General features: G+C 47.4%; 15 protein-coding genes and 1 pseudogene. 11 read left to right on the forward strand and 5 right to left on the reverse strand.

The window, feature by feature from the left end; genetic code table 11:
- Positions 1-137: 137 nt before the first annotated feature.
- Both J07HQW2_RS04670 and J07HQW2_RS04675 read left to right on the forward strand, forming a co-directional pair.
- Complete coding sequence (locus tag J07HQW2_RS04670) at positions 138-560, forward strand: DCC1-like thiol-disulfide oxidoreductase family protein (RefSeq protein ID WP_021054226.1); 423 nt, start codon at positions 138-140, stop codon at positions 558-560.
- Between the two features lie 113 nt (positions 561-673).
- Positions 674-1,180, forward strand: coding sequence for a GIY-YIG nuclease family protein (locus J07HQW2_RS04675; RefSeq protein ID WP_021054227.1), 507 nt, complete (start codon positions 674-676; stop codon positions 1,178-1,180).
- Positions 1,181-1,762: 582 nt separating this feature from the next.
- Here the strand turns inward: J07HQW2_RS04675 and J07HQW2_RS04680 are convergent.
- Entirely contained in the window at positions 1,763-4,870 is a 3,108-nt protein-coding gene (locus J07HQW2_RS04680; RefSeq protein WP_021054228.1) for an FAD-binding and (Fe-S)-binding domain-containing protein, read from the reverse strand.
- 355 nt (positions 4,871-5,225) lie between these two features.
- Between J07HQW2_RS04680 and J07HQW2_RS04685 the strand changes: the two genes are divergently transcribed.
- The 6 genes from J07HQW2_RS04685 (at position 5,226) to J07HQW2_RS17755 (ending at position 9,774) form a co-directional block, all read left to right on the forward strand.
- The gene (locus J07HQW2_RS04685) at positions 5,226-7,004 is read left to right on the forward strand and encodes an L-lactate permease (protein ID WP_021054229.1); all 1,779 of its coding nucleotides are present in this window, start codon (positions 5,226-5,228) and stop codon (positions 7,002-7,004) included.
- 358 nt (positions 7,005-7,362) lie between these two features.
- Positions 7,363-8,445, forward strand: coding sequence for a hypothetical protein (locus J07HQW2_RS17745; protein ID WP_021054230.1), 1,083 nt, complete (start codon positions 7,363-7,365; stop codon positions 8,443-8,445).
- Positions 8,442-8,924, forward strand: coding sequence for a hypothetical protein (locus J07HQW2_RS04695; protein WP_303703965.1), 483 nt, complete (start codon positions 8,442-8,444; stop codon positions 8,922-8,924). The genes J07HQW2_RS17745 and J07HQW2_RS04695 overlap by 4 nt, the downstream gene beginning before the upstream one ends.
- Before the next feature lie 84 nt (positions 8,925-9,008).
- On the forward strand, positions 9,009-9,191 hold the full coding sequence (locus J07HQW2_RS04700) for a hypothetical protein (RefSeq protein ID WP_048075149.1): 183 nt from the start codon (positions 9,009-9,011) through the stop codon (positions 9,189-9,191).
- Positions 9,192-9,317: 126 nt separating this feature from the next.
- Positions 9,318-9,605, forward strand: a complete 288-nt coding sequence (locus J07HQW2_RS17750; RefSeq protein WP_021054233.1) for a hypothetical protein — start codon at positions 9,318-9,320, stop codon at positions 9,603-9,605.
- On the forward strand, positions 9,595-9,774 hold the full coding sequence (locus J07HQW2_RS17755; protein ID WP_303703966.1) for a hypothetical protein: 180 nt from the start codon (positions 9,595-9,597) through the stop codon (positions 9,772-9,774). Before J07HQW2_RS17750 ends, J07HQW2_RS17755 begins: the two co-directional genes overlap by 11 nt.
- Before the next feature lie 196 nt (positions 9,775-9,970).
- On the opposite strand, the gene J07HQW2_RS04710 is transcribed toward J07HQW2_RS17755, so the two are convergent.
- A complete protein-coding gene (locus J07HQW2_RS04710) occupies positions 9,971-11,110 on the reverse strand; it encodes a PLP-dependent cysteine synthase family protein (RefSeq protein WP_021054235.1) in 1,140 nt (379 codons plus the stop codon).
- A gap of 183 nt (positions 11,111-11,293) precedes the next feature.
- On the opposite strand from J07HQW2_RS04710, the gene J07HQW2_RS04715 reads away from it, so the two are divergent.
- The gene (locus J07HQW2_RS04715; protein ID WP_021054236.1) at positions 11,294-11,683 is read left to right on the forward strand and encodes a hypothetical protein; all 390 of its coding nucleotides are present in this window, start codon (positions 11,294-11,296) and stop codon (positions 11,681-11,683) included.
- Between the two features lie 309 nt (positions 11,684-11,992).
- Here the strand turns inward: J07HQW2_RS04715 and J07HQW2_RS04720 are convergent.
- The 3 genes and pseudogenes from J07HQW2_RS04720 to J07HQW2_RS04725 all read right to left on the reverse strand — a co-directional run bounded on the left by J07HQW2_RS04720 (position 11,993) and on the right by J07HQW2_RS04725 (position 15,894).
- Positions 11,993-13,255 (reverse strand): annotated as a pseudogene (locus tag J07HQW2_RS04720) (RNA-guided endonuclease InsQ/TnpB family protein).
- Complete coding sequence (locus J07HQW2_RS17760) at positions 13,252-13,374, reverse strand: hypothetical protein (protein ID WP_303704352.1); 123 nt, start codon at positions 13,372-13,374, stop codon at positions 13,252-13,254. The pseudogene J07HQW2_RS04720 and the gene J07HQW2_RS17760 overlap by 4 nt, the downstream one beginning before the upstream one ends.
- Positions 13,375-13,581: 207 nt before the next feature.
- Positions 13,582-15,894, reverse strand: a complete 2,313-nt coding sequence (locus J07HQW2_RS04725) for a thioredoxin domain-containing protein (protein ID WP_021054241.1) — start codon at positions 15,892-15,894, stop codon at positions 13,582-13,584.
- Positions 15,895-16,921: 1,027 nt separating this feature from the next.
- Between J07HQW2_RS04725 and purD the strand changes: the two genes are divergently transcribed.
- Both purD and J07HQW2_RS04735 read left to right on the forward strand, forming a co-directional pair.
- Positions 16,922-18,226 (forward strand): phosphoribosylamine--glycine ligase, encoded by a 1,305-nt coding sequence (gene purD, locus J07HQW2_RS04730; protein ID WP_021054242.1) that lies wholly within the window; start codon positions 16,922-16,924, stop codon positions 18,224-18,226.
- A gap of 215 nt (positions 18,227-18,441) precedes the next feature.
- Positions 18,442-18,942: an acyltransferase gene (locus J07HQW2_RS04735; RefSeq protein WP_021054243.1), complete on the forward strand. Its 501-nt coding sequence runs from the start codon at positions 18,442-18,444 to the stop codon at positions 18,940-18,942.
- Positions 18,943-19,014 lie beyond the last annotated feature (72 nt).

Here is a 19,014-nt window from a genome sequence, read left to right on the forward strand (position 1 = left end):
ATGTTTAGGCAAGCCTAAAATTACTGTCGAAGTAAACCACTGAGATAGTTGCATTGATAAGTTCTATAAGATATTAATCACATTAAGCCGGTGCAGATGCCCAGCATAGTTTTGAGTCTCACAGCATTAGTATATGTATGACCCAGTATGAGTCTGTATTAATTTATGACGGAGAATGCCCATATTGCTCAATCGCCGCAAGAGCACTCGAACGGCTTGATACAGTCGGCGCTATCTCATGGTATGATGAGACAGCACAGCAGTTTCTTGAATCACAGTTCGATGAAACACCATTTGCGATGTTTCTCGTTGATAGCCGTCGTAATCAGGTGTACGCAGGGCGGGCAGCTGCTAAGGAAATAGCTGAGCGAGCGAGTATGCCGGGCATCGTGAGTCAGTTAGTAGGTAAAAACTACGACCAGATTGCAACTCTTGTGGGAGTTGCAACTGGGCGAAACCGTGATCCCGATGATTATCATGAAATGTATCCCCTCCGTGAGACAGCCGTTTCGGCGTTTAATGCGCTTGCTGCGTCCTCAAAAACACAAGCATCCAGATAATATCAATCTGAGTTTGGATTTCGAGTAACCCTAATCTTAATTTGTATATTAATACTTTTGTGTAAGAATCAAAATGATCAGGTAAATCTCGTATAATATGTTATATCACTCAAATGAATGTAGCTGTTATTACACCAGCAGCAATCCAATCGGAGACCGACCCGCTTGGAATCGGAGCAGGGACTGCCCCGCCAGGAAGCTATGTACTGTGTATGAATCTGGACTCCCCCACGTCATTGACGGTTGGTGTTAACGAGACCAGATTATTTCCCCAAGGTGGGTACGCATACGTTGGCAGTGCCTTCGGGTCAAATGGACTCGGACGTGTTGATCGACATCGGCGCGTAGCTGCAGGGATACACGATGTGACACACTGGCATATTGATTATCTTGCCAGTCACCAGAATGTATCACTTACAGCCATCGTCACAGCTCCAACCGCTGATATTGAATGTGCTATTGCATCATCGTTACTCAACCACGTGGAGCAGTCACCGCTAGATGGGTTTGGCTCATCCGACTGCACCTGTATGACACACCTTTTCAGATCAGCCTCTGCAGCAGACATACGTGAACAATCTGTCACTGCTATTCAGGAACTGACCCCACCAAACGGGTGAAATAACTGAGATTCCCTGATGTGAATATGTATTAATGCTCATGCGAGCGAAGTCAGCTGATAGCTGACAACGCGCATATCAATTTGGTTAAGTAAGCCCAGTATTTCCACAGCGAATGAGAGGTTGTTATCTAAGAAATGAGCTTATCAATAAGATTCTATTAGTTCATAAAGACATGAGTGTACACTGGAACTCCAGTATAATATTTAATTAGCTTTTGAATCATCTACCGTCACTCACGGCTACTAACAATGTCACTAGAGGCTATGGTATTAGTATAAGATCGTATATTATTGAAATCATATGAGGGTAATTTCAACATTAGCATACACATCATCGCGCCGGTTCGGGCAGAGCCGTCGTCAATGATGATATCTCGTATGAGAAGCCCTCACATGAATGCCGGTTGTCAGAGGCACCCCGGCAGGTAGGGATAGGATATGACTCCATTTATACTCATTCAACGATGCACTAACTCACTACATGAACAATTCTTCAGGTAATGAGCAATCTATTCATAGACTAAAATGAGTTCGCTATTCAATCATCGATGGGTAATGCACCTACAGAGCAATACAATTATTAAGCGACCGCGTCTGCAAGTAGCTCAATAGGATGTGGTGGTTCATCCCCATCTGGTCGGTCACCAATTTGTGATCGACATGATGCTCCAGGTGCGATGACAACGTCTCCATTGCTATCATCAATCTGGTCGAATAGGATTTCGCCAATAGCCTGTGACATTGAGTAATGCTCTGCTTCATAACCGAAACTGCCTGACATTCCACAGCATGTTGAGTCGAGCGGGTCTACTTCATATCCAACACGCCGTAGTACACCGACAGTATGATGATCTTTCTTTGTTGATTTCTGATGACAGTGTCCATGATATGTCAACGATGGTGCTGTTGCGTTGGCAATGTCAGTGTGTCCTGTATCATCGAGTAGCCGGAATGTATCGATATATTCCATCACTCCATACGTGCTTTTCGCGACGCGTTCAACGTCCGAGCCTGAAAGAAGATCAAGATAATCACGTTGGAACATGACGGCATCAGATGGCTCAACTACAACGACGTCCCACCCATCTGCAATACGGGGTGAAAGAGCATCGACATTTGTTTGTGCCCTCTCTCGAGCCTTCTCAAGAAATCCCTTAGAGTGTGGTGGTCGTCCAGACCCAGTCACGTCATCTGGAATCTGTATGTGGACGCCGAGTGATTCGAGTGCATGGACCGCCGCTCGACCCGCTTTAGGATGGTTATAATTCGTGTATGTATCTGGGAATAATAAGACCCGATGAGTTGCTTCACTCGCGGGAATAGCCGCACCACCGCGTTGCTCAAACCAATCAACAAAGCTCTGACGATGGAACGGTGGAAGTGTCCGCTCACGCGCAATTCCTAATAGCTTCTCTTGAAGAATACCACTTCCAGGGACCTGTTGGGCGAGGTTTGAAATCGGAGCGAATTTTGATCCAAGTTCTAAGACTGTGGTAACATTCGCGAATAATTTGTCACGAAAGCTCGAGCCATTTCGCTGATGATACTCATGCGTGATTTCTGCTTTCATCTTCGCCATATCGACTCCACTTGGGCAGTCCTTTGCACACCCTTTACATCCGATGCAGAGATCTAATACCTCCTCAACAAACTCATCGTCAAACAACTCATCTTCGTCAAGACTTCCACTCATTGCTTGACGGAGCATATTCGCCCGACCACGAGTGCTTTGAATCTCTTCTTCAGCGGCTCGATACGTTGGACACATTACACCGCCTGTCGTCTCCTGTGGACCACGGCACCCGCCACACCCGTGACAGAGTTCAGCCATTCCTTCGAATCCGTTTTCGACCTCCCAATTCATCGTCGGCTCAAATCCAGCGTCAAACTCGTATTCAGGGTCAAATCGGAGATTTGCAGTTGGTTCGTGGTCGCCACAGATATTCCCTGGATTCAATAACCACTGAGGATCAAAGGCGGATTTTAGCTCACGAAAGACGTCCCAAAGTTCGTCTCCGTAGAGTTTTCGATTCCACTGTGTCCGTGCACGGCCATCGCCATGTTCGCCTGAGACGGAGCCACCATACTTCACCACAAGATCAGTTACCTCATCAGCGATTGATTCGAATGTCTCGACACCCTCAGCAGTTTTTGTATTAATTAATGGTCGGATATGAAGTACTCCTGGACCGGCATGTGCATAGTATGATGCGAATGTATCATGTTCATCAAGAATGTCCTGAAAATCAGAGACATATGCTGGAAGATTTTCTGCCGGAATCGCTGTGTCTTCGATATACGCAATATGTTTTTCATCACTCGTTCGTGAGAGAAGAATTGGAAGTCCAGATTTTCGCATTTTCCAGAATTTTTCACGAGTCTCAGCATCATGTGCTTCCATCGATTGAATAGCAGTTTGGTTTGCGGTCGTGATCGATGCAGCCTCAGGGCTTGGATTAGCCTCCGTGTCATCATCTGGAACACGATCAGCAACGAGATCAGCAACTTGTTGACGCCCATGTTCATCAGTCTCAGCATAAAACTCGACAAGAAGCATAGCGTCTGTTCCGTCTGGGAGAAGCCCAACAACATCTTCAAATTCGGCAGTCTCTCGAGCAAGATCTAACAGAACATCATCCATTACCTCAACAGCAGCAGGGTCATGTTCAAGTATCGGTGCCACGTCTTTCATTGCACCTAATACGTTATCATAAGTGAGTAATACGACTGCTTTTGTTTCCGGGATGGATGCTAGTGAGACAGTCGCTTCTGTGACCGTGGCAAGTGTTCCTTCTGATCCAGCAAGAAGACGAGCAAGATTGACCGAACCAGGTTCGCTCTGAGGGTCAATGTCAGAGTTATCGGGGAGACGGCGCTCTCCGCGGAGCTCATCAACGAGCATATCGAGATTATATCCCGAAACATTTCGTTTGAGATCCGGATACTGATCGGCGATCTCATCAGCATGGTTGGTCAGCGTCTGTGCGACTGTAGCATATATTTGTGCTTCAAGATCACCGTCAGGATTACCGCGCTCACGGAGAGTTTCTATGCTAACCTCACCGAAGGTCGTAACAGTCCCATCAGCGAGAACGACCTCAGCTGCCTCAAGATAATAATCGGTCTTTCCGTATCGTAATGAATGTGCACCGGTTGAATTATTCCCAATAGCCCCGCCCAAGACAGATTTATCACCCCATGCAGGGTCAGGTGCAAACTTGAGTCCGTGTGGTTCAGCTGCTGCATTTAGATCGCCAAGCCGAACACCGGCTTGTGCAGTTGCAGTCTCATCGTCTGAGTCGATTCTCTCGACATCATCCATGTACCGTGAAAGATCGAGAACAACAGCCTCATTTACTGTCTGTCCAGCAAGGCTTGTACCGCCACCACGAGGAAGGACAGGAATTTCTTGCTCTGCGCAGTAATTCATTACCGCAGAAACATCGTTGGTATGCGCTGGCATGATAACCCCTATCGGCGTCTGCTCATATGCTGATGCATCAGTAGCATATAGTTGCCGTGAATAGGTATCAAACCGAACATCTCCATCGACACGAGCATCGAGATCTTCCATCAGCCCCGGTCGCTCGATGTCATCACTGACATAATCATATGTGCCCTCAACAGCAGGATCAGACTCACCGCCCGGTGAGTGCTCGTCTATCGTAGATGGCGTATTTGTTGCCATTGTTGATGTGAATTATATTATCTCCGTTCATAAAAACATACACTATATCTGCCGATACATTCATGATATTTATTTGCTATATGCTGACTTCTATTTTATACTTGAGACATGATAAGAAAGTTCGATAGTGATTTTACATGATATATGCTAACAAACTACTCAGTGGATAAAATCAGTTAACTATAAACAATAGTGTAGAATAGAAGTTGCGTAGAGTTGAGAAGTAAATATCAGGATCAATATGCATTGTTGTGTATTGATACCCAATCAATGATGAATCAAATATATTGATTTATAAAATGAATGAAATGACAATAAAATTGAGTTTACTAGATAACGTAGAATCGGTGCACGTATGGTAGATATCACACTTGCTGCTTTGGCAGTACTGCCGTTAATAACAATCGCTGTATTGATGGTGGGATTGTATCAGCCAGCGACGAGAACGATGCCTGTAGCATGGCTAATCGCTGTGGGTGTCGCATATGTCGGATGGGAGATGACTCCAACGTTGATTGCTGCTGCATCAATTCGCGGGGCACTGACGGCGACTCGAATCCTTGTTATTGTATTTGGTGCAATCTTACTACTATACACGTTACGACAATCCGGTGCATTCGATGTCATTAATGCCGGATTTTCATCAATTAGTGATGATCGACGTGTGCAGGTTGTGTTATTGGTCTTCCTCATGGGTTCGTTTATTGAGGGTGCCGCTGGGTTCGGAACACCGGCAGCAATTGTTGGTCCACTGCTCGTTGGGCTCGGATTCCCTCCATTAGCCGCTGTTGTTGTTGCGCTGACTGGTAATATTCTCGCAATCACATTCGGTGCCGTTGGAACTCCTTTGATTATCGGTCTTCGTGACGTTGTGTTTGCAGAAGGAACAACTGCAGCTCAGCAGGTTGTCACCTCTGGTGCGTATGAGAGTACGGGAGCATACGTCGCACAGATCGGTGTCTGGGCGGCTCTAATTCATTCAATTGTTGGGATTGCAATCCCGTTCATTGGTGTTGCGATGATGACGCGGTACTTTGGTGAAGAACGATCAATCAAACCCGCGGTTGAAGTGTTACCGTTGACGCTATTCGCATGGGCATCATTTGTTGTTCCATACAATCTGACAGCAATCTATCTTGGTCCAACGTTCCCGGCGCTACTTGGGGCAATGGTTGGATTAATTATTGTTACAACCACGCTTCGGGCTGGATACTTCATCCCAGATGATACATGGGAGTTTGGACCGCGGTCCGGGTGGCCTGATCATTGGGTCGGATCAATTGAACCTGGGCAAGGCGTTGGATCAAAGTCGTCAAGCGACGGAGCGGTTGCCGCTGATGGCGGGACTGCATCGGCATCACCAGCCGACAGACATAATGAGGACATGTCGCTTCTGACAGCATGGACACCGTATGTCCTTGTTGCAGCACTACTGATCGCCACTCGTGTTATCGGACCGGTACAGTCCTTCTTAGCCTCAACAGGTGTTCTTACATGGAATAACATTCTTGGGACACCATTCTCAGAAGGTGTCGAATTACTGTATCTTCCAGGGTCATTGTTCATTCTTGTTGCAGTAATAACATATGCGATTCATGGGATGAGCACTGATGAAATCAAAGCATCATGGAGTGAAGCACTTCGAAACATCGCCCCAGCAGTCATCGCGCTTTGGTTTGCTGTTGCAACAGTCATGATCATGCAGCGATCAGGGAGTAGTATTGTTCTTGAGAATGCTGCAGTCTCTGCTGGCATGCTTGGATTACTATCAGAGCTGACGGCTAATGTGACAGGTATTGCATTCCCATTCTTCTCAGGATTCATTGGGGCATTTGGCGCATTCATTGCTGGGTCAAACACCGTGAGCGACATTCTATTTGGATTATTCCAGTTCCAAGCCGCACAGGATGTTGGTGCACCGACGGTGATTGTCGTTGCCGCACAAGCTGTTGGCGGAGCAATTGGGAATCTTATTGCAATTCATAATGTTGTCGCCGCACTCACTGTCGTTGGACTCATTGGTGAAGAAGGTCGCGTAATCAGACTTGAGTTAATTCCGGTGTTGTACTATGGCGTTGCGACCGGACTGTTGACATTACTGTTCGCATATGTCATCGTCCCGGGAGGCTTCTAACACTTACCACTATTCGAGGATTTAACGATATCATATATTTTATTTTGGATCAGTATTGATATTTGAATACATACTTATTTTAATCAATTTATTTACTTATTCGGCTCATTAAGACGCAATATTGAATCACCAATTACATCTATAAATAATTCTGAATGCGAGCGTTCCTGACGCATTTAGCTTGTATGCATGCTAGTCAGGCTAAATGAGTCACAGTTAGCTTATTAATATAACACACGTTTGAGTGAGACATACAGCCCAATATGATATTGGTGTATTCAGATGCGTGTCGGTTCGATCATTTTGACTTTCAGTTTCGCCCACAATTCACTTACTAACTGGGGGCATATCACTGATAATGAATGAGAGGCTTTTGACCGCAGGTATTGATCGGTGTCACCGTGCTGGTTTGACCACCTCACGGTCAAATGATGCGGCGACGCCTCCGGTAATCGCTCGCACGACTAGTAATGATGCGGCGATATCATCTGATGAATCGGTGGATCATACTGAACGTCCAGTGACGGATGCTTGTTCATCAAAACCCCCAACGCCAGAGACGCTATTATCTTCAGGATGGGCTATTGCAGTTGAGACAATACGCAAAATTGATCCGACAATGGTGCTCTCACGTGTTTGGAATAATCAATCCAATAACCGAGCAACGTTATTTGTCGTCTCAACTCAACAGGCAGCATCAAAGATTGCAAATATTTTAACCTCACCGGTTGGCGTTGCAGACGTTACTACCGATGGACGGCAGTTCTACGCTGGACCGGACCGAGTCCCACTTGATGAAGGAGGATATGCCGCCGTTCCGACATCAGCGACTCTTTCGTGGCATGAATCTCGAACGGTATCAGGACAGCCTGGTCTAGTTGCAACGGTCTCAGATAACTCCCCAGAGTTCATCTCAAGTGATGACCTTACGGAAACGACAGAGACCGGTAACGCTAATCTCGAAGGAGAAGGGAAAGCAGAGTCGACATCAGCGGATGAAAGGACATCTATGGGATCGACCTCAGATGCAGATGAAGATGATACTGAGGAAAGCATGGCTGCCGATATGAACCCGTCAGCAGGGACGAGGGTGAATGATGATCTAAGTCCAAGTTCACACACAGATTCGGATGCAGACGCAGATACGAACACGAATAGACCATGGGTTGAACTTCGTGCCGATGGTGATGTTCTTGTGCGACTCAGTAACGTCGACGCACTCGCATGCCCACCGCGGGAGCGATTTCCATATGCGTACCACCGCGATGATGATAAGCAGATTCGAGTACTCGATTTTGCGGGACGACCAGTGGAGCGATACGGTGGAATTGCCGACATGCGTCACAATGGATTTCAACCGGTTCCAGCACCATTGGTGCCGGAGCATATGTTCGATAAATCAGTGACCGGCTGGTGGAGTATCCTGACCGCTCAACAGTGACAGACGACTCGCGCACTTGGGGGCGAACAGTTGCTCGAGTGCTTGTTGCACCGATTGTGCTTCCACATGAACTCGCTCACGCGGCTATTGCGGTACTACTTGGACTTGACCCGGTGATTCGTATTCTTCCACAGTGGTCAGGGACAGCAGTACCACTAGGTCAATTTAACGCTGAAATCGATACATCAACACCAACATGGGCAATACAAGCAGTTGCAGCAGCGCCATTACCGGTGTATCTCAGCGTTGCTGCATTGACTGGAATATTCATGTCTGTCGATACAGCAGCAATTCTTCCAGTTATTCTGTTATTAAGTTTCTCGGCAAGTTTATCGGTTGGTGATATCGCAATTATCAATAATCCAGCTGAGGCCCGTGAAGCCGGAGCGTTTGTCGTACAAGACTCGACGTGGCAAAATATCACAGTTATTACAACTCCGATTACGACTGCAGTAATCGCGATACTATTGATACTGTGAATTAATCACATCGAATTTGATGATATGGTCATCTGTTGTTGTGACCGACAACCCAATACAGATGTAGAACAGAATGTGCATGTTATGGCAGATGAAGCCTATCAGATTACACTGACTGAACCGCATGAGATTACAGATGGCGATGAGAAAACAATTACCGTCTCAGGATATGAGGACGTCGGTAGCATGTTTATGTTACAGTTGAGTGATGGTGGAACTCGTTCTATTGGAAAGCAGTTAATTGAAGATGTAACACCGGTTGAGTGAGGACAGCTCTATACTGACTATCCGAGCCTACTAATTTTAGCAATTTAATTGCACGTTACGGTCAGTTTAATACATTCACTCACTACGTGGCAAAGATTCGTTTGTCTGCGGTGAGTACACTAAGCGATGACAGCCGATCAATATGATACTGAGACAATGACAGAACAAAGTGTCGACCCAGCCACTATCTCCGCAATTAGTGGATTTGTCGGGACAATTACAGGATTAAAACGAGGCGGTCCTGGTGGAGCGATTATTGGTGGACTTGTTGGCGGGACAGTTGGATATGTTGTTGGCGCAGGCACGGCAGCACAATCTGAGACGGATGGCGACGCAGACGTGGACGTAAACACTGATGCGGACTTTGACAGATGCAGATACAGATACAGATACAGATACAGATATGGACTCTGAAGCGTCGTCTGAGACAAGTGCTGACCCAGTCGATATCACGATTGATGAGACTGATGAACCATCAGAAGAGACAACAGAGCACCGTGATGAATCTGAAATCGATAATGACGAAGATAGCGAAATCGATGCAACAGAAGATTCAGATGAGACGGCGGACGATGCTAAGTAACTGTTAGTATAACAGTATATAGTATCAGAACATCTGAAGTACGATAGCGCAATTGAAGTACTGAAAATATTTTCTGACATTCCTGACCGCTAAGACGATGTCTAGCGATGGACCTAGATTACCCATTCTCATGATACTGTATTCACTATGACTCAGAATTGTGCTCTCAACGATAACGAAATTAGCACACTGACTTTCAGTTATGATCTTGACCTGAGTCTGAGTCATTGAATAGTCCAGTCGACATATACCGTTCTCCACTATCCCAGAAGACAGTAATAATTAGCGGGCAGTCAGAGCGCAGATCACTCTCATCAGAATCTATAGCCATTCCACTTTCATGTTCCACTTTTTTATCGGTATCCGGAGCATCCGTGACTCCGGACGTATCGATATCACCAGTGTCAGTAGATGTAGGCGTAGATGTAGATGATGATGATATCGCAGCGGGTTCTGACCCGGGTAAATCCTCAATGACGTATCCTGGCTCTCGCTCATTGCAAGGTTGAGTGGGATCAGCAAGTTGTGTCGCAATGCGTTTTGCGGCGATGTTTGACGCTGCAGAAGATTGTCCAACAAGAATGCCCTCCTCACGTGCCAGACGCCGACATTCTGACTCAGCTGCATCAATGCTGACGGTCTCGACACTGTCGATTAATTCGGTGTCTAGATTTGGGCTGATAAATCCTGGACCCATGCCCTGAAAATCATCACTCGCGGGTTCTGAACCTGAAATAACTGCATTTTCGGCTGGCTCAACAGCAATGACGGACATATCCGGAAATTCTTCACGAAGACGTCTCCCAATACCGGAGAGTGTCCCACCGGTTCCCACACCGGCAACAAGTGCATCAACAGTCCGTCCCTCAATCTGTTCGAGAATTTCTTCAGCGGTTGTCAGATAGTGAGCATCAGGATTAGCCGGGTTTTCGAACTGTCTCAGTTGTGTCATCCCACCATTTTCAAGTTCATCAGCGCGATCTTTAGCATCGCTGATGGTGCCTTCAATCAACTCTATTTCAGCACCATACGCTCGCATCAACTCGCGCCGTTCAGGCGACTGTGAGGCGGGCATCACTACCGTGAGATCATATCCTTTCGCAGCGGCAGCGACTGACAGCCCGATACCAGTGTTTCCGCTCGTTGGTTCAACAAGAGCGTCACCTGGCTCAATATCACCAGCGCGCTCAGCACGCTCAACCATTGCGAGTGCCGGTCGATCTTTTGCGGAACCGCCGGGATTTTTCGACTCAATCTTTGCAGCGATTGTCGCACCTGGCGGGGAGTCAACGCGGACAAGCGGTGTTCCAATTGTTTCCAAAATGTTCGCGTTCATTGATACATATATTCGCTAGTGATAGATAAGATAGTGGCGACCAAAACAGGTATTGAATTATAAATACTGTCCTTGGTAGTCAATTCGGTCCAGCTGAGAGTATCATTTGCCACTATATTGTTTCGATAGCTGTGGTATTGTATATATCCGTAGATTTAGGACGACTCACAATAATTACAAAACATGACTGAGACGAATATGAATAAGACACTTGAGACGATGAAAGCAAATCCTGTGTGGGATGCTGACTCATGGTCGCATATAATATCCGCATTCAGTGCTGATGATATTACGATTCGGGTGTGGGGTGGTGATTGGTGTGATGACTGTCGAAGGCAGTTACCCGACTTCGCAGCCGCAGTCGATGCCGCTGATGTTCCAAGTGAGCAGGTTCACGAATATCCTGTAAAAAAGAACGCTGATGGTGAAAAACATGGACCGGGTGTCGAGGAATACGGAATCGACCGGATCCCAACAGTCGTTGTCGAACGAGAAAATGAGGAAGTGGCACGGTTTATTGAAACTGCATCAGTTCCGATTGCAGTGCATCTTGCCGAGCAACTCAGTAGGTGACAACGCGAACTGTCTATCATAGACCATTATATACATATTACCAATATATATTCTAAGTGCCAATCTTATAATAAGCGACTTATGCTTGGTTTTCACACAAAGATATAGAAGATGATTAGATCAATCCGCGTCAGCGAACGACTCTCGCCACACCGCTGGGGCGGGCAGGTATTGGAAGTCGAGTGTGAGTGTGAGTTATGTAATACAACGACTCTGTGCACAGAATCATATAATCTAGTTGCTTGCTCAGAGTGTCAAGACGAGCTTCTTCCACGGGCAGCAGTGTGAACGTTGGTGAACTACCCCACCCTACTCGCTCACGGCTTGCGCCGTTCGCTTCTTGAGGATGGGGCTTCCTGATTCGATGACGCGCTTTACATATACAACATCGGAAGAGTCCGATGGGATAAACATAGGGAGCGCAGTCTCCACAGGCGTTGATTTGGAGTTTCCCACTCCTAGCTGCTCATACCCACGAGAAAGAATATTGATCGCTGCGTTTGCGTCCCTATCCATTGTGAACCCACAGGCGGGACACGAATGTTCCCGCACCCATGGTGGTTTGTCGGTCGCTACGCCACAGTTAGCACACTCTTTGGTCGTGTCTGTCGGGTCAACCTCGAAGTGCGTCCCTTCGCGGTCGCACTTGTACGACAACAGAGTGGTGAAGATGTTCCACGCTGCCGATGCAGTGTTTTGGCTGTTACTGGGAGATTCCAGCATAGAGTTGATATTCAACTCTTCAACAGCCACGAGGTCGTATTCGGTGGCGTAGTAATTTGACAACTTATCGAAGAAATCCCGGCGTTTTCGGTTGAGTTACTGGTGACACTCAGCCACTTTCTGCCGTTGCTGTTCCCAGTTATTTGAGCCATATTCCTTGCGTGAGAGTTTCTGCTGTTCGCGCTGCAATCGCTCACGCTTGGCGGTGAGATCCAGTGAGTAAATCTCTCGACCATCGGTATCGTGGGCGTACTTGAGAATCCCCACATCAATCCCGACACATCGCTCGGGTTTTTCAGGTTTTTGTGGCGTTTCTTTTTAATCAACAGTCACACAGGCAAACCACTCACCGGTTGGCTCTGTTTTCAGTGTCACCTCTTTGATTGTCTCCTTTTCTGGGATCTCGCGGTGTTTCACCACGGGAATATCCACAAGTTTGGACAAGGGACAGTACCGTCCAACCGTTCTTACTATCGAACTCGAAGCCGGATTGTATATAGGTGAAGCTGCAGAACTCCTGTAGGGTTTTCCAGTTGAGGCTGCCAATCTTGTAGCCTCGATCTTTCAACTCGGAGAGAGCTGTCACACTGTCTTCGATCCGCATGACAGCTGCTTGTGTAACTGTTGAATACAGTTCAGTGAGGTCGTCCCACCAGTCTGTGAGATCAGGGAGTTGGTCACGTACCTGTCGCACTCGTTGGTTGAGCGTCCCCGCCGAATCGGGGATTTCTCTGAACCCCTTGAGTGCGTGATTATACAGTTCAATTGTCTACAGGTATCACGGTAGAAATCCAGCTGCTCGCGGTGGGTATCAGTTGGCTCCAGTTGATACCTGTAGGTGTCTCTCATCTGTGATTAGTCACTCCACTCCGCTGTTCGATTTTTTCATCAAGTCGGTCACGCAGGAACGCCGAGAGATTGAGGTGGTTTTCGGCAAGCCACTCCTCTTGATCGTCCCTGATTTTCACACTTTTTTGCTGCACTGTACATATTGCGTATATTCTGAGTATACATCAATGCTTGAGTGATGGCGGCGGTGTATTCCCTCCCTACTGCGCTACTCGGTCGCGGTGTCCCTGTGTTGCTCCTTGAGGAAGGGAGAGGGGGCTTACCGCCTGTATACTGCTAAAACCCTGCGGTCTTGAAGATGAGGAGGATCTCAATATGTGGCAATATTAGCTCCCGTCGCTAGCGGCGTCCTCACTGAAATTAATTCCTTCAACCGCATCAATATTATTAGCTGTATCTGTATCTGTATCTGTATCTGTATCTGTATCTGTATCTGTATCAGTATCAGCGTCAGTGTCAGAGGAACTATCTATGATGTCTGTGTCAAACCATTCGAGGGCATCTGTAAGTGAATGAGTCGGTGGTGAGCAGGCTCGACCAGAACACGCGTAGACGGTCGCCGTATTATCGCGTTGATTACGACCTACCCAGATTGCTGGTGGGGAGTCAAGTCCGAGTTCATGAATCCAAGGTTCAAGTGCTGATGCAGTCGCCGGACGTTGGGAAATAGGGACACCCGGAAGATATGTCGATGCAATATCTGAGCGCATTGATTCCGAAAGTCCGGTGTCAATATCGTGTGCAATGACGATTTCATCATGCTCACGGGCACGAGAATCAGCAGCCATTGCCAATGAGATGTGCTCAAGTGGTCGACCACGGACCTCATCAGCATGTGTATCAAGAACAGCAGCCGCAATGCCTGAAAGATCAGTCGACGTGAATGGATCAACTGCATTGAGTGTTTGTACTGCAATCCCAGCGCTCGATGGTGTTGATTGATCTCGAAGGTCCTGTGGTCGAGCTACGAGCGATTCAGCGTCTTTAGGGCTTAGATACAATGTCTCACCGCTTGCATCATAAAATAGTCTCACAATCGTTTCAGCGAGTGTGACTGCAAAGCTGAGGTGTTCGACATTCCCTGTAGTCTGATACAGATCGAAGACACCGCGTGCGAGGAATGCATAATCATCAAGATATCCTGTTTCATCTACATCACCGTCTTTATATCGTCGAGAGAGCCGACCAGCGTCGCTATCCCAGAGATGCGTACGGATGAATGAGAGAGCATCAGTTGCCAGTTCTGTGTACTGGTCAGTTTCCAGTATCAATCCACCGCGAGCAAGGCTGGATATTGCAAGTCCATTCCATGCAGTCAGGATTTTTTCATCACGATTCGGATGTTCACGGTTTGTTCGAGCATCAAATAGCGAGTCGCGTGCATCTGCAAGTTGTGAGACAATCTCATCAGTTGTAGATGAATACTTACTTGCGAGTTGCGAGATTGATGCTGTAACAGTGAGAACGGTCGATCCTTCGAAATTCCCGCCCTCTGTCACACCAAAACGATCAATTGCGATATCTGCAGCTTGTGAGTCATCAATTGCATCCCGGACCGTTTGTGGTGTCCAAACATAGAACCGCCCTTCTTTGCCCTCACTTTGTGCATCGAGAGTGCTATAGAATCCACCCTCGGGATGTTGAAGTTCGCGTGAGAGGAAGCTGAAGGTTTCATGAGCGATTCGAGCATACCGATCGCGCCCAGTGTGTTGATACGCGGATAAATAGACGCGGGGAATCTCAGCATTGTCATACAGCATCTTCTCGAAGTGTGGGACCGTCCACTCACGATCTGTTGCGTAGCGGTGGAATCCACCTCCAATATGATCATATACACCACCCGCAGCCATTGAATCAAGTGTCGCTGTCGCAGCATTGAGGGCAGTCTCTCTATCAATTTCTGCGTGTGCACGGAGTAACGCCTCAGTTCGTCCCGGTTGTGGGAACTTTGGACCGCGTGAGCCAAATCCACCATACTCATTATCCGTAGCACGAATCGCAGCGGTGGATACTGACGTGAGAAGGTCTGTATTGGAGCCATTATCTGAATTAGATGATTCAGCCTCGGGAGTTGGAACATCATCAGCATCACTATGACCGCTCGTATCAGCTTCAAGTCGATCCTGAAGTGCATCTGCCCATTGGTCTGCTCGGGATTCAAGTTCTGAACGGTCGTTCTCCCACGCGGTCGCAAACGACTGGCAGATCTCTAAGAATCCAGGAGTATCACCACGATCAGGTCGTTCTGTTTTTGGGAAATATGTGCCAACATAGAATGGCTTTCCCTCCGGAGTAAGCCAGACAGACAGGGGCCATCCACCGCCACCAGTGACAAGTTGACAGATTGTCTGATAGATGCGATCAAGATCTGGTCGTTCCTCACGATCAACCTTGATCGGAACAAATGAATCGTTTAATATACTAGCAACGGTATCATCCTCAAAGCTCTCTTCAGCCATGACATGGCACCAATGGCATGCAGCATATCCAACAGAGAGAAAAATTGGCTTATCTGCCGATTCCGCGTACTCAAGCGCACGATCATCCCACGGCTGCCAATTGACCGGGTTTTCGGCATGCTGTGTGAGATAAGGGCTTGCCTCAGTATCAAGTCGATTCCGCACTGGTGTATCCGACATATGTATTATTAGATATGCTAGTGCAAAAGCCGTGTGAAGAGATGAAAAAATCTTAAATTATCCTGATATATGTCTCCACCTAACGGTAAAAATATCTCAGCTGTTGTGATATGAGAACTTACTAACCGTCACGGCAAACACTGCACGGGTTGACTCTCGGACGACTCATACTCTCTTTATCACGGTGAATAGCGCGTTTTACACTCGAATATGAAGTATCTAGATCTATCGGGATGAGTAGAATCTGCTATTGAGGAAAGATGTTTATAAGAATACGAGGTGAATACACCCTTCCCGTGAGGAACGAGCGTTCCGACCGCTGCGGTCGGAATTGAGTGACGAACAGGCGGGTGATGAAACCGACATGGGTGAGTCATAACCTCACCTCACCACAATAGCATGACCGGATATTCTACCACCGAATTTATCTGACTGGCAAATGTGTGAACAGACAGGAATCGGTCGGAACGGAACGGAGCGGAGCGGATTCCGTCTCGTCCTTCGGAGGTGGCCTGTCCCACCCACGTAATGAGACAATATCCGAAACCGCAGCCGGTGAACACATATGCTAGAAGCGTATGCCCGTACCGACTGCCGGAAGCGACTCAACTCAGATGATACCCCCGAGCCCGACTCTGCTGACGCCTGACGCCTGACGCCTGACGCCTGACGCCTGACGCCTGACGCCTGACGCCTGACGCCTGCTGGCGTCCCTGTGGCACAAACAACACCGGGACCGGGACGCCAAACACGGTTGAGGATAGGGGTAACGGCCACTTGGCATGGTCAGTAGTCCACCAGTCCGATACCGTGGGACTCCCCGTGCCCGAAAGGGCTAGTAGTCCGGTGATTGGACTGCGAACCTGCAACTCCCACCGCTACCGCTCGGGATTCCTCCGCGTTCACGCGGAGGAGGACGTCAATCGTAATCAAACTGCCGAGTTATCGTTATTATTTTCGAGTAATTGACATCAAGATGTGATAATGAAGAGCAAGTTTTACACCCTCGTATGGGCCCACTCGCCGTATGAGCAACACTGATTCGGTTCTACTCATCGGTGGTGGTGGTCGTGAGCACGCTATCGCGCACGCGTTAGCTGCAGATTCAAGATGTGAACTGTATGCCTGCGCGGGCAATCGGAATCCAGGAATCACTACTCTCGCGACTAATTTTAGATCAATACCCGAGACAAGTGTTGATGCAATCGTTGAGTACGCAACAACTGAGCCGGTCAATGCAGATCTCGCTATTGTTGGACCTGAATCAGCACTTGAGGCGGGAATCGTAGATGCGCTTGACGCAGTCGGTGTGTATACATTCGGACCAACAGCACAGGCGGCACAGATTGAAACAAATAAAGCATTTCAGCGACAGTTTATGCAATCAAAGTCTATTCCAGGGTGTCCAGATTTTGCTGTTTTTGAGGAAATTGAGGCTGCATGTGAATATATTGATGATGCCGAAAGTGACCTCGCAGTCAAACCTGCAGGGCTAACTGGCGGAAAAGGTGTTCGGGTAATTGGCGATCAAGTAACCAAACGCGAGGCTAAGTCATATCTCCGAGAAAATGAGTATGAGCAGGTTGTGCTTGAGGAACGACTTGTTGGTGAAGAATTTACTGTGCAGGCGTTCGTCGCGAATGGTGAACTTCGGACAACTCCAGCGATTCAAGATCATAAGCGTGCATACGAAGGCGATACGGGACCAAACACTGGTGGTATGGGAAGTTACAGCGACACGACACAAGCACTCCCATTCATGAGTACCGAGGAGTATGAAGATGCAGTCGCAATATTAGAAGCAACGGTTGAAGCGTTACCTGAGTATAAAGGAGTGTTATATGGTCAATTCATGCTCACAGGTGATGGTCCACGAGTGATCGAATTTAATGCCCGATTTGGTGATCCAGAAGCAATGAATACGCTCCCGACTTTGGAGACATCACTTCTTGATATCATGCGCGCAGCAGAAAGTGACGAGTCACTTCCAACACTCAGTCTCAGCAATCAGGCGACTGTATGTAAATATGCCGTTCCTGAGGGATATCCAATAGACCCACAGAGCGGGGTACAGATTGCTGTCGATGAAGAGTCCATAGATGGTGCACGAGTATATTATGCGAGTGTTGACTCTCGCGAGAATGGATTATATACAACGACCTCACGCGCCTTTGCTGTTGTTGGGATCGCAGACTCAATCATAGCGGCTGAATCACAAGCTGAGACCGCTCTCTCTGCAGCAAGTGACGGAGTTCGTATACGACATGATGTTGGGACACCATCGCTTCTCCAACGCAGGATTGATCATATGGATGCAATTCGTGATGAATAGTCTGTCGAAGTCCGCGATATAACCATGATGACGATTTTAAGCTGGGTCAAACGGATGCTTATGATACTGATACGATGAATAAAGATAGCCACATTCGATTCTATTCAAATGATGGACAATAATCTGTGAGTAGAGACTCTAATATTAATATCAGATCCAGTCTCAATACAGCAGTCAACGATTATACAATATAGTATAAGCATGATTAATACAACATGAGTGATAGACATCGTCGATTAAATAATATTTCAACACCAGGTTCGACAAATTCGCTGTGGGAGTGGACAGACGCGAAACCTATCTGGATTGTCATCGGTAATTATATACTCATTACACTCGCCCGGTTGGTCCCATCACTTCGAGTGCGAAACTGGGCGCTTCGTCGACTCGGAGCACATATTGGAACAGGTGTTTCATGGGGACTTGAGGCAACACCGGATGTATTTTGGCCGGAATTGATCAGAATTGAAGATAATGCCATTATTGGATATGACGCTGTGTTGCTTTGTCATGAATTTCTCCAAGATGAGTATCGAACCGGTGAGATTGTTATTGGTAAGCGGGCGATGATTGGCGCGAAAACAGTAATATTGCCAGGCGTTCAAATTGGGGAGGAAGCACAGGTCGCAGCGAACTCGCTTGTAACGCAAGATGTTCCCCCACGGACAACGTTTGCTGGTGTTCCCGCAGAAGAGATCTCAAGACAGGATGGGTAAGATAACACTCCCGAGTGACCTAACTATGTTTACTAATAGCTACATATAGTCTTCAATCCACAGCGACTACGT

The organism is Haloquadratum walsbyi J07HQW2 (genome assembly GCF_000415985.1).
In the GTDB taxonomy this organism is placed as follows: Archaea; Halobacteriota; Halobacteria; order Halobacteriales; family Haloferacaceae; genus Haloquadratum; species Haloquadratum walsbyi_B.

Bases quoted from the DNA above. Each gene is read 5' to 3' on its own strand.
- J07HQW2_RS04670 (WP_021054226.1), top strand. From the start codon at position 138: ATGACCCAGTATGAGTCTGTATTAATTTATGACGGAGAATGCCCATAT.
- J07HQW2_RS04675 (WP_021054227.1), top strand. From the start codon at position 674: ATGAATGTAGCTGTTATTACACCAGCAGCAATCCAATCGGAGACCGAC.
- J07HQW2_RS04680 (WP_021054228.1), bottom strand. From the start codon at position 4,870: ATGGCAACAAATACGCCATCTACGATAGACGAGCACTCACCGGGCGGT.
- J07HQW2_RS04685 (WP_021054229.1), top strand. From the start codon at position 5,226: ATGGTAGATATCACACTTGCTGCTTTGGCAGTACTGCCGTTAATAACA.
- J07HQW2_RS17745 (WP_021054230.1), top strand. From the start codon at position 7,363: ATGAATGAGAGGCTTTTGACCGCAGGTATTGATCGGTGTCACCGTGCT.
- J07HQW2_RS04700 (WP_048075149.1), top strand. From the start codon at position 9,009: ATGGCAGATGAAGCCTATCAGATTACACTGACTGAACCGCATGAGATT.
- J07HQW2_RS17750 (WP_021054233.1), top strand. From the start codon at position 9,318: ATGACAGCCGATCAATATGATACTGAGACAATGACAGAACAAAGTGTC.
- J07HQW2_RS17755 (WP_303703966.1), top strand. From the start codon at position 9,595: ATGGACTCTGAAGCGTCGTCTGAGACAAGTGCTGACCCAGTCGATATC.
- J07HQW2_RS04710 (WP_021054235.1), bottom strand. From the start codon at position 11,110: ATGAACGCGAACATTTTGGAAACAATTGGAACACCGCTTGTCCGCGTT.
- J07HQW2_RS04715 (WP_021054236.1), top strand. From the start codon at position 11,294: ATGACTGAGACGAATATGAATAAGACACTTGAGACGATGAAAGCAAAT.
- J07HQW2_RS04725 (WP_021054241.1), bottom strand. From the start codon at position 15,894: ATGTCGGATACACCAGTGCGGAATCGACTTGATACTGAGGCAAGCCCT.
- purD (WP_021054242.1), top strand. From the start codon at position 16,922: ATGAGCAACACTGATTCGGTTCTACTCATCGGTGGTGGTGGTCGTGAG.
- J07HQW2_RS04735 (WP_021054243.1), top strand. From the start codon at position 18,442: ATGAGTGATAGACATCGTCGATTAAATAATATTTCAACACCAGGTTCG.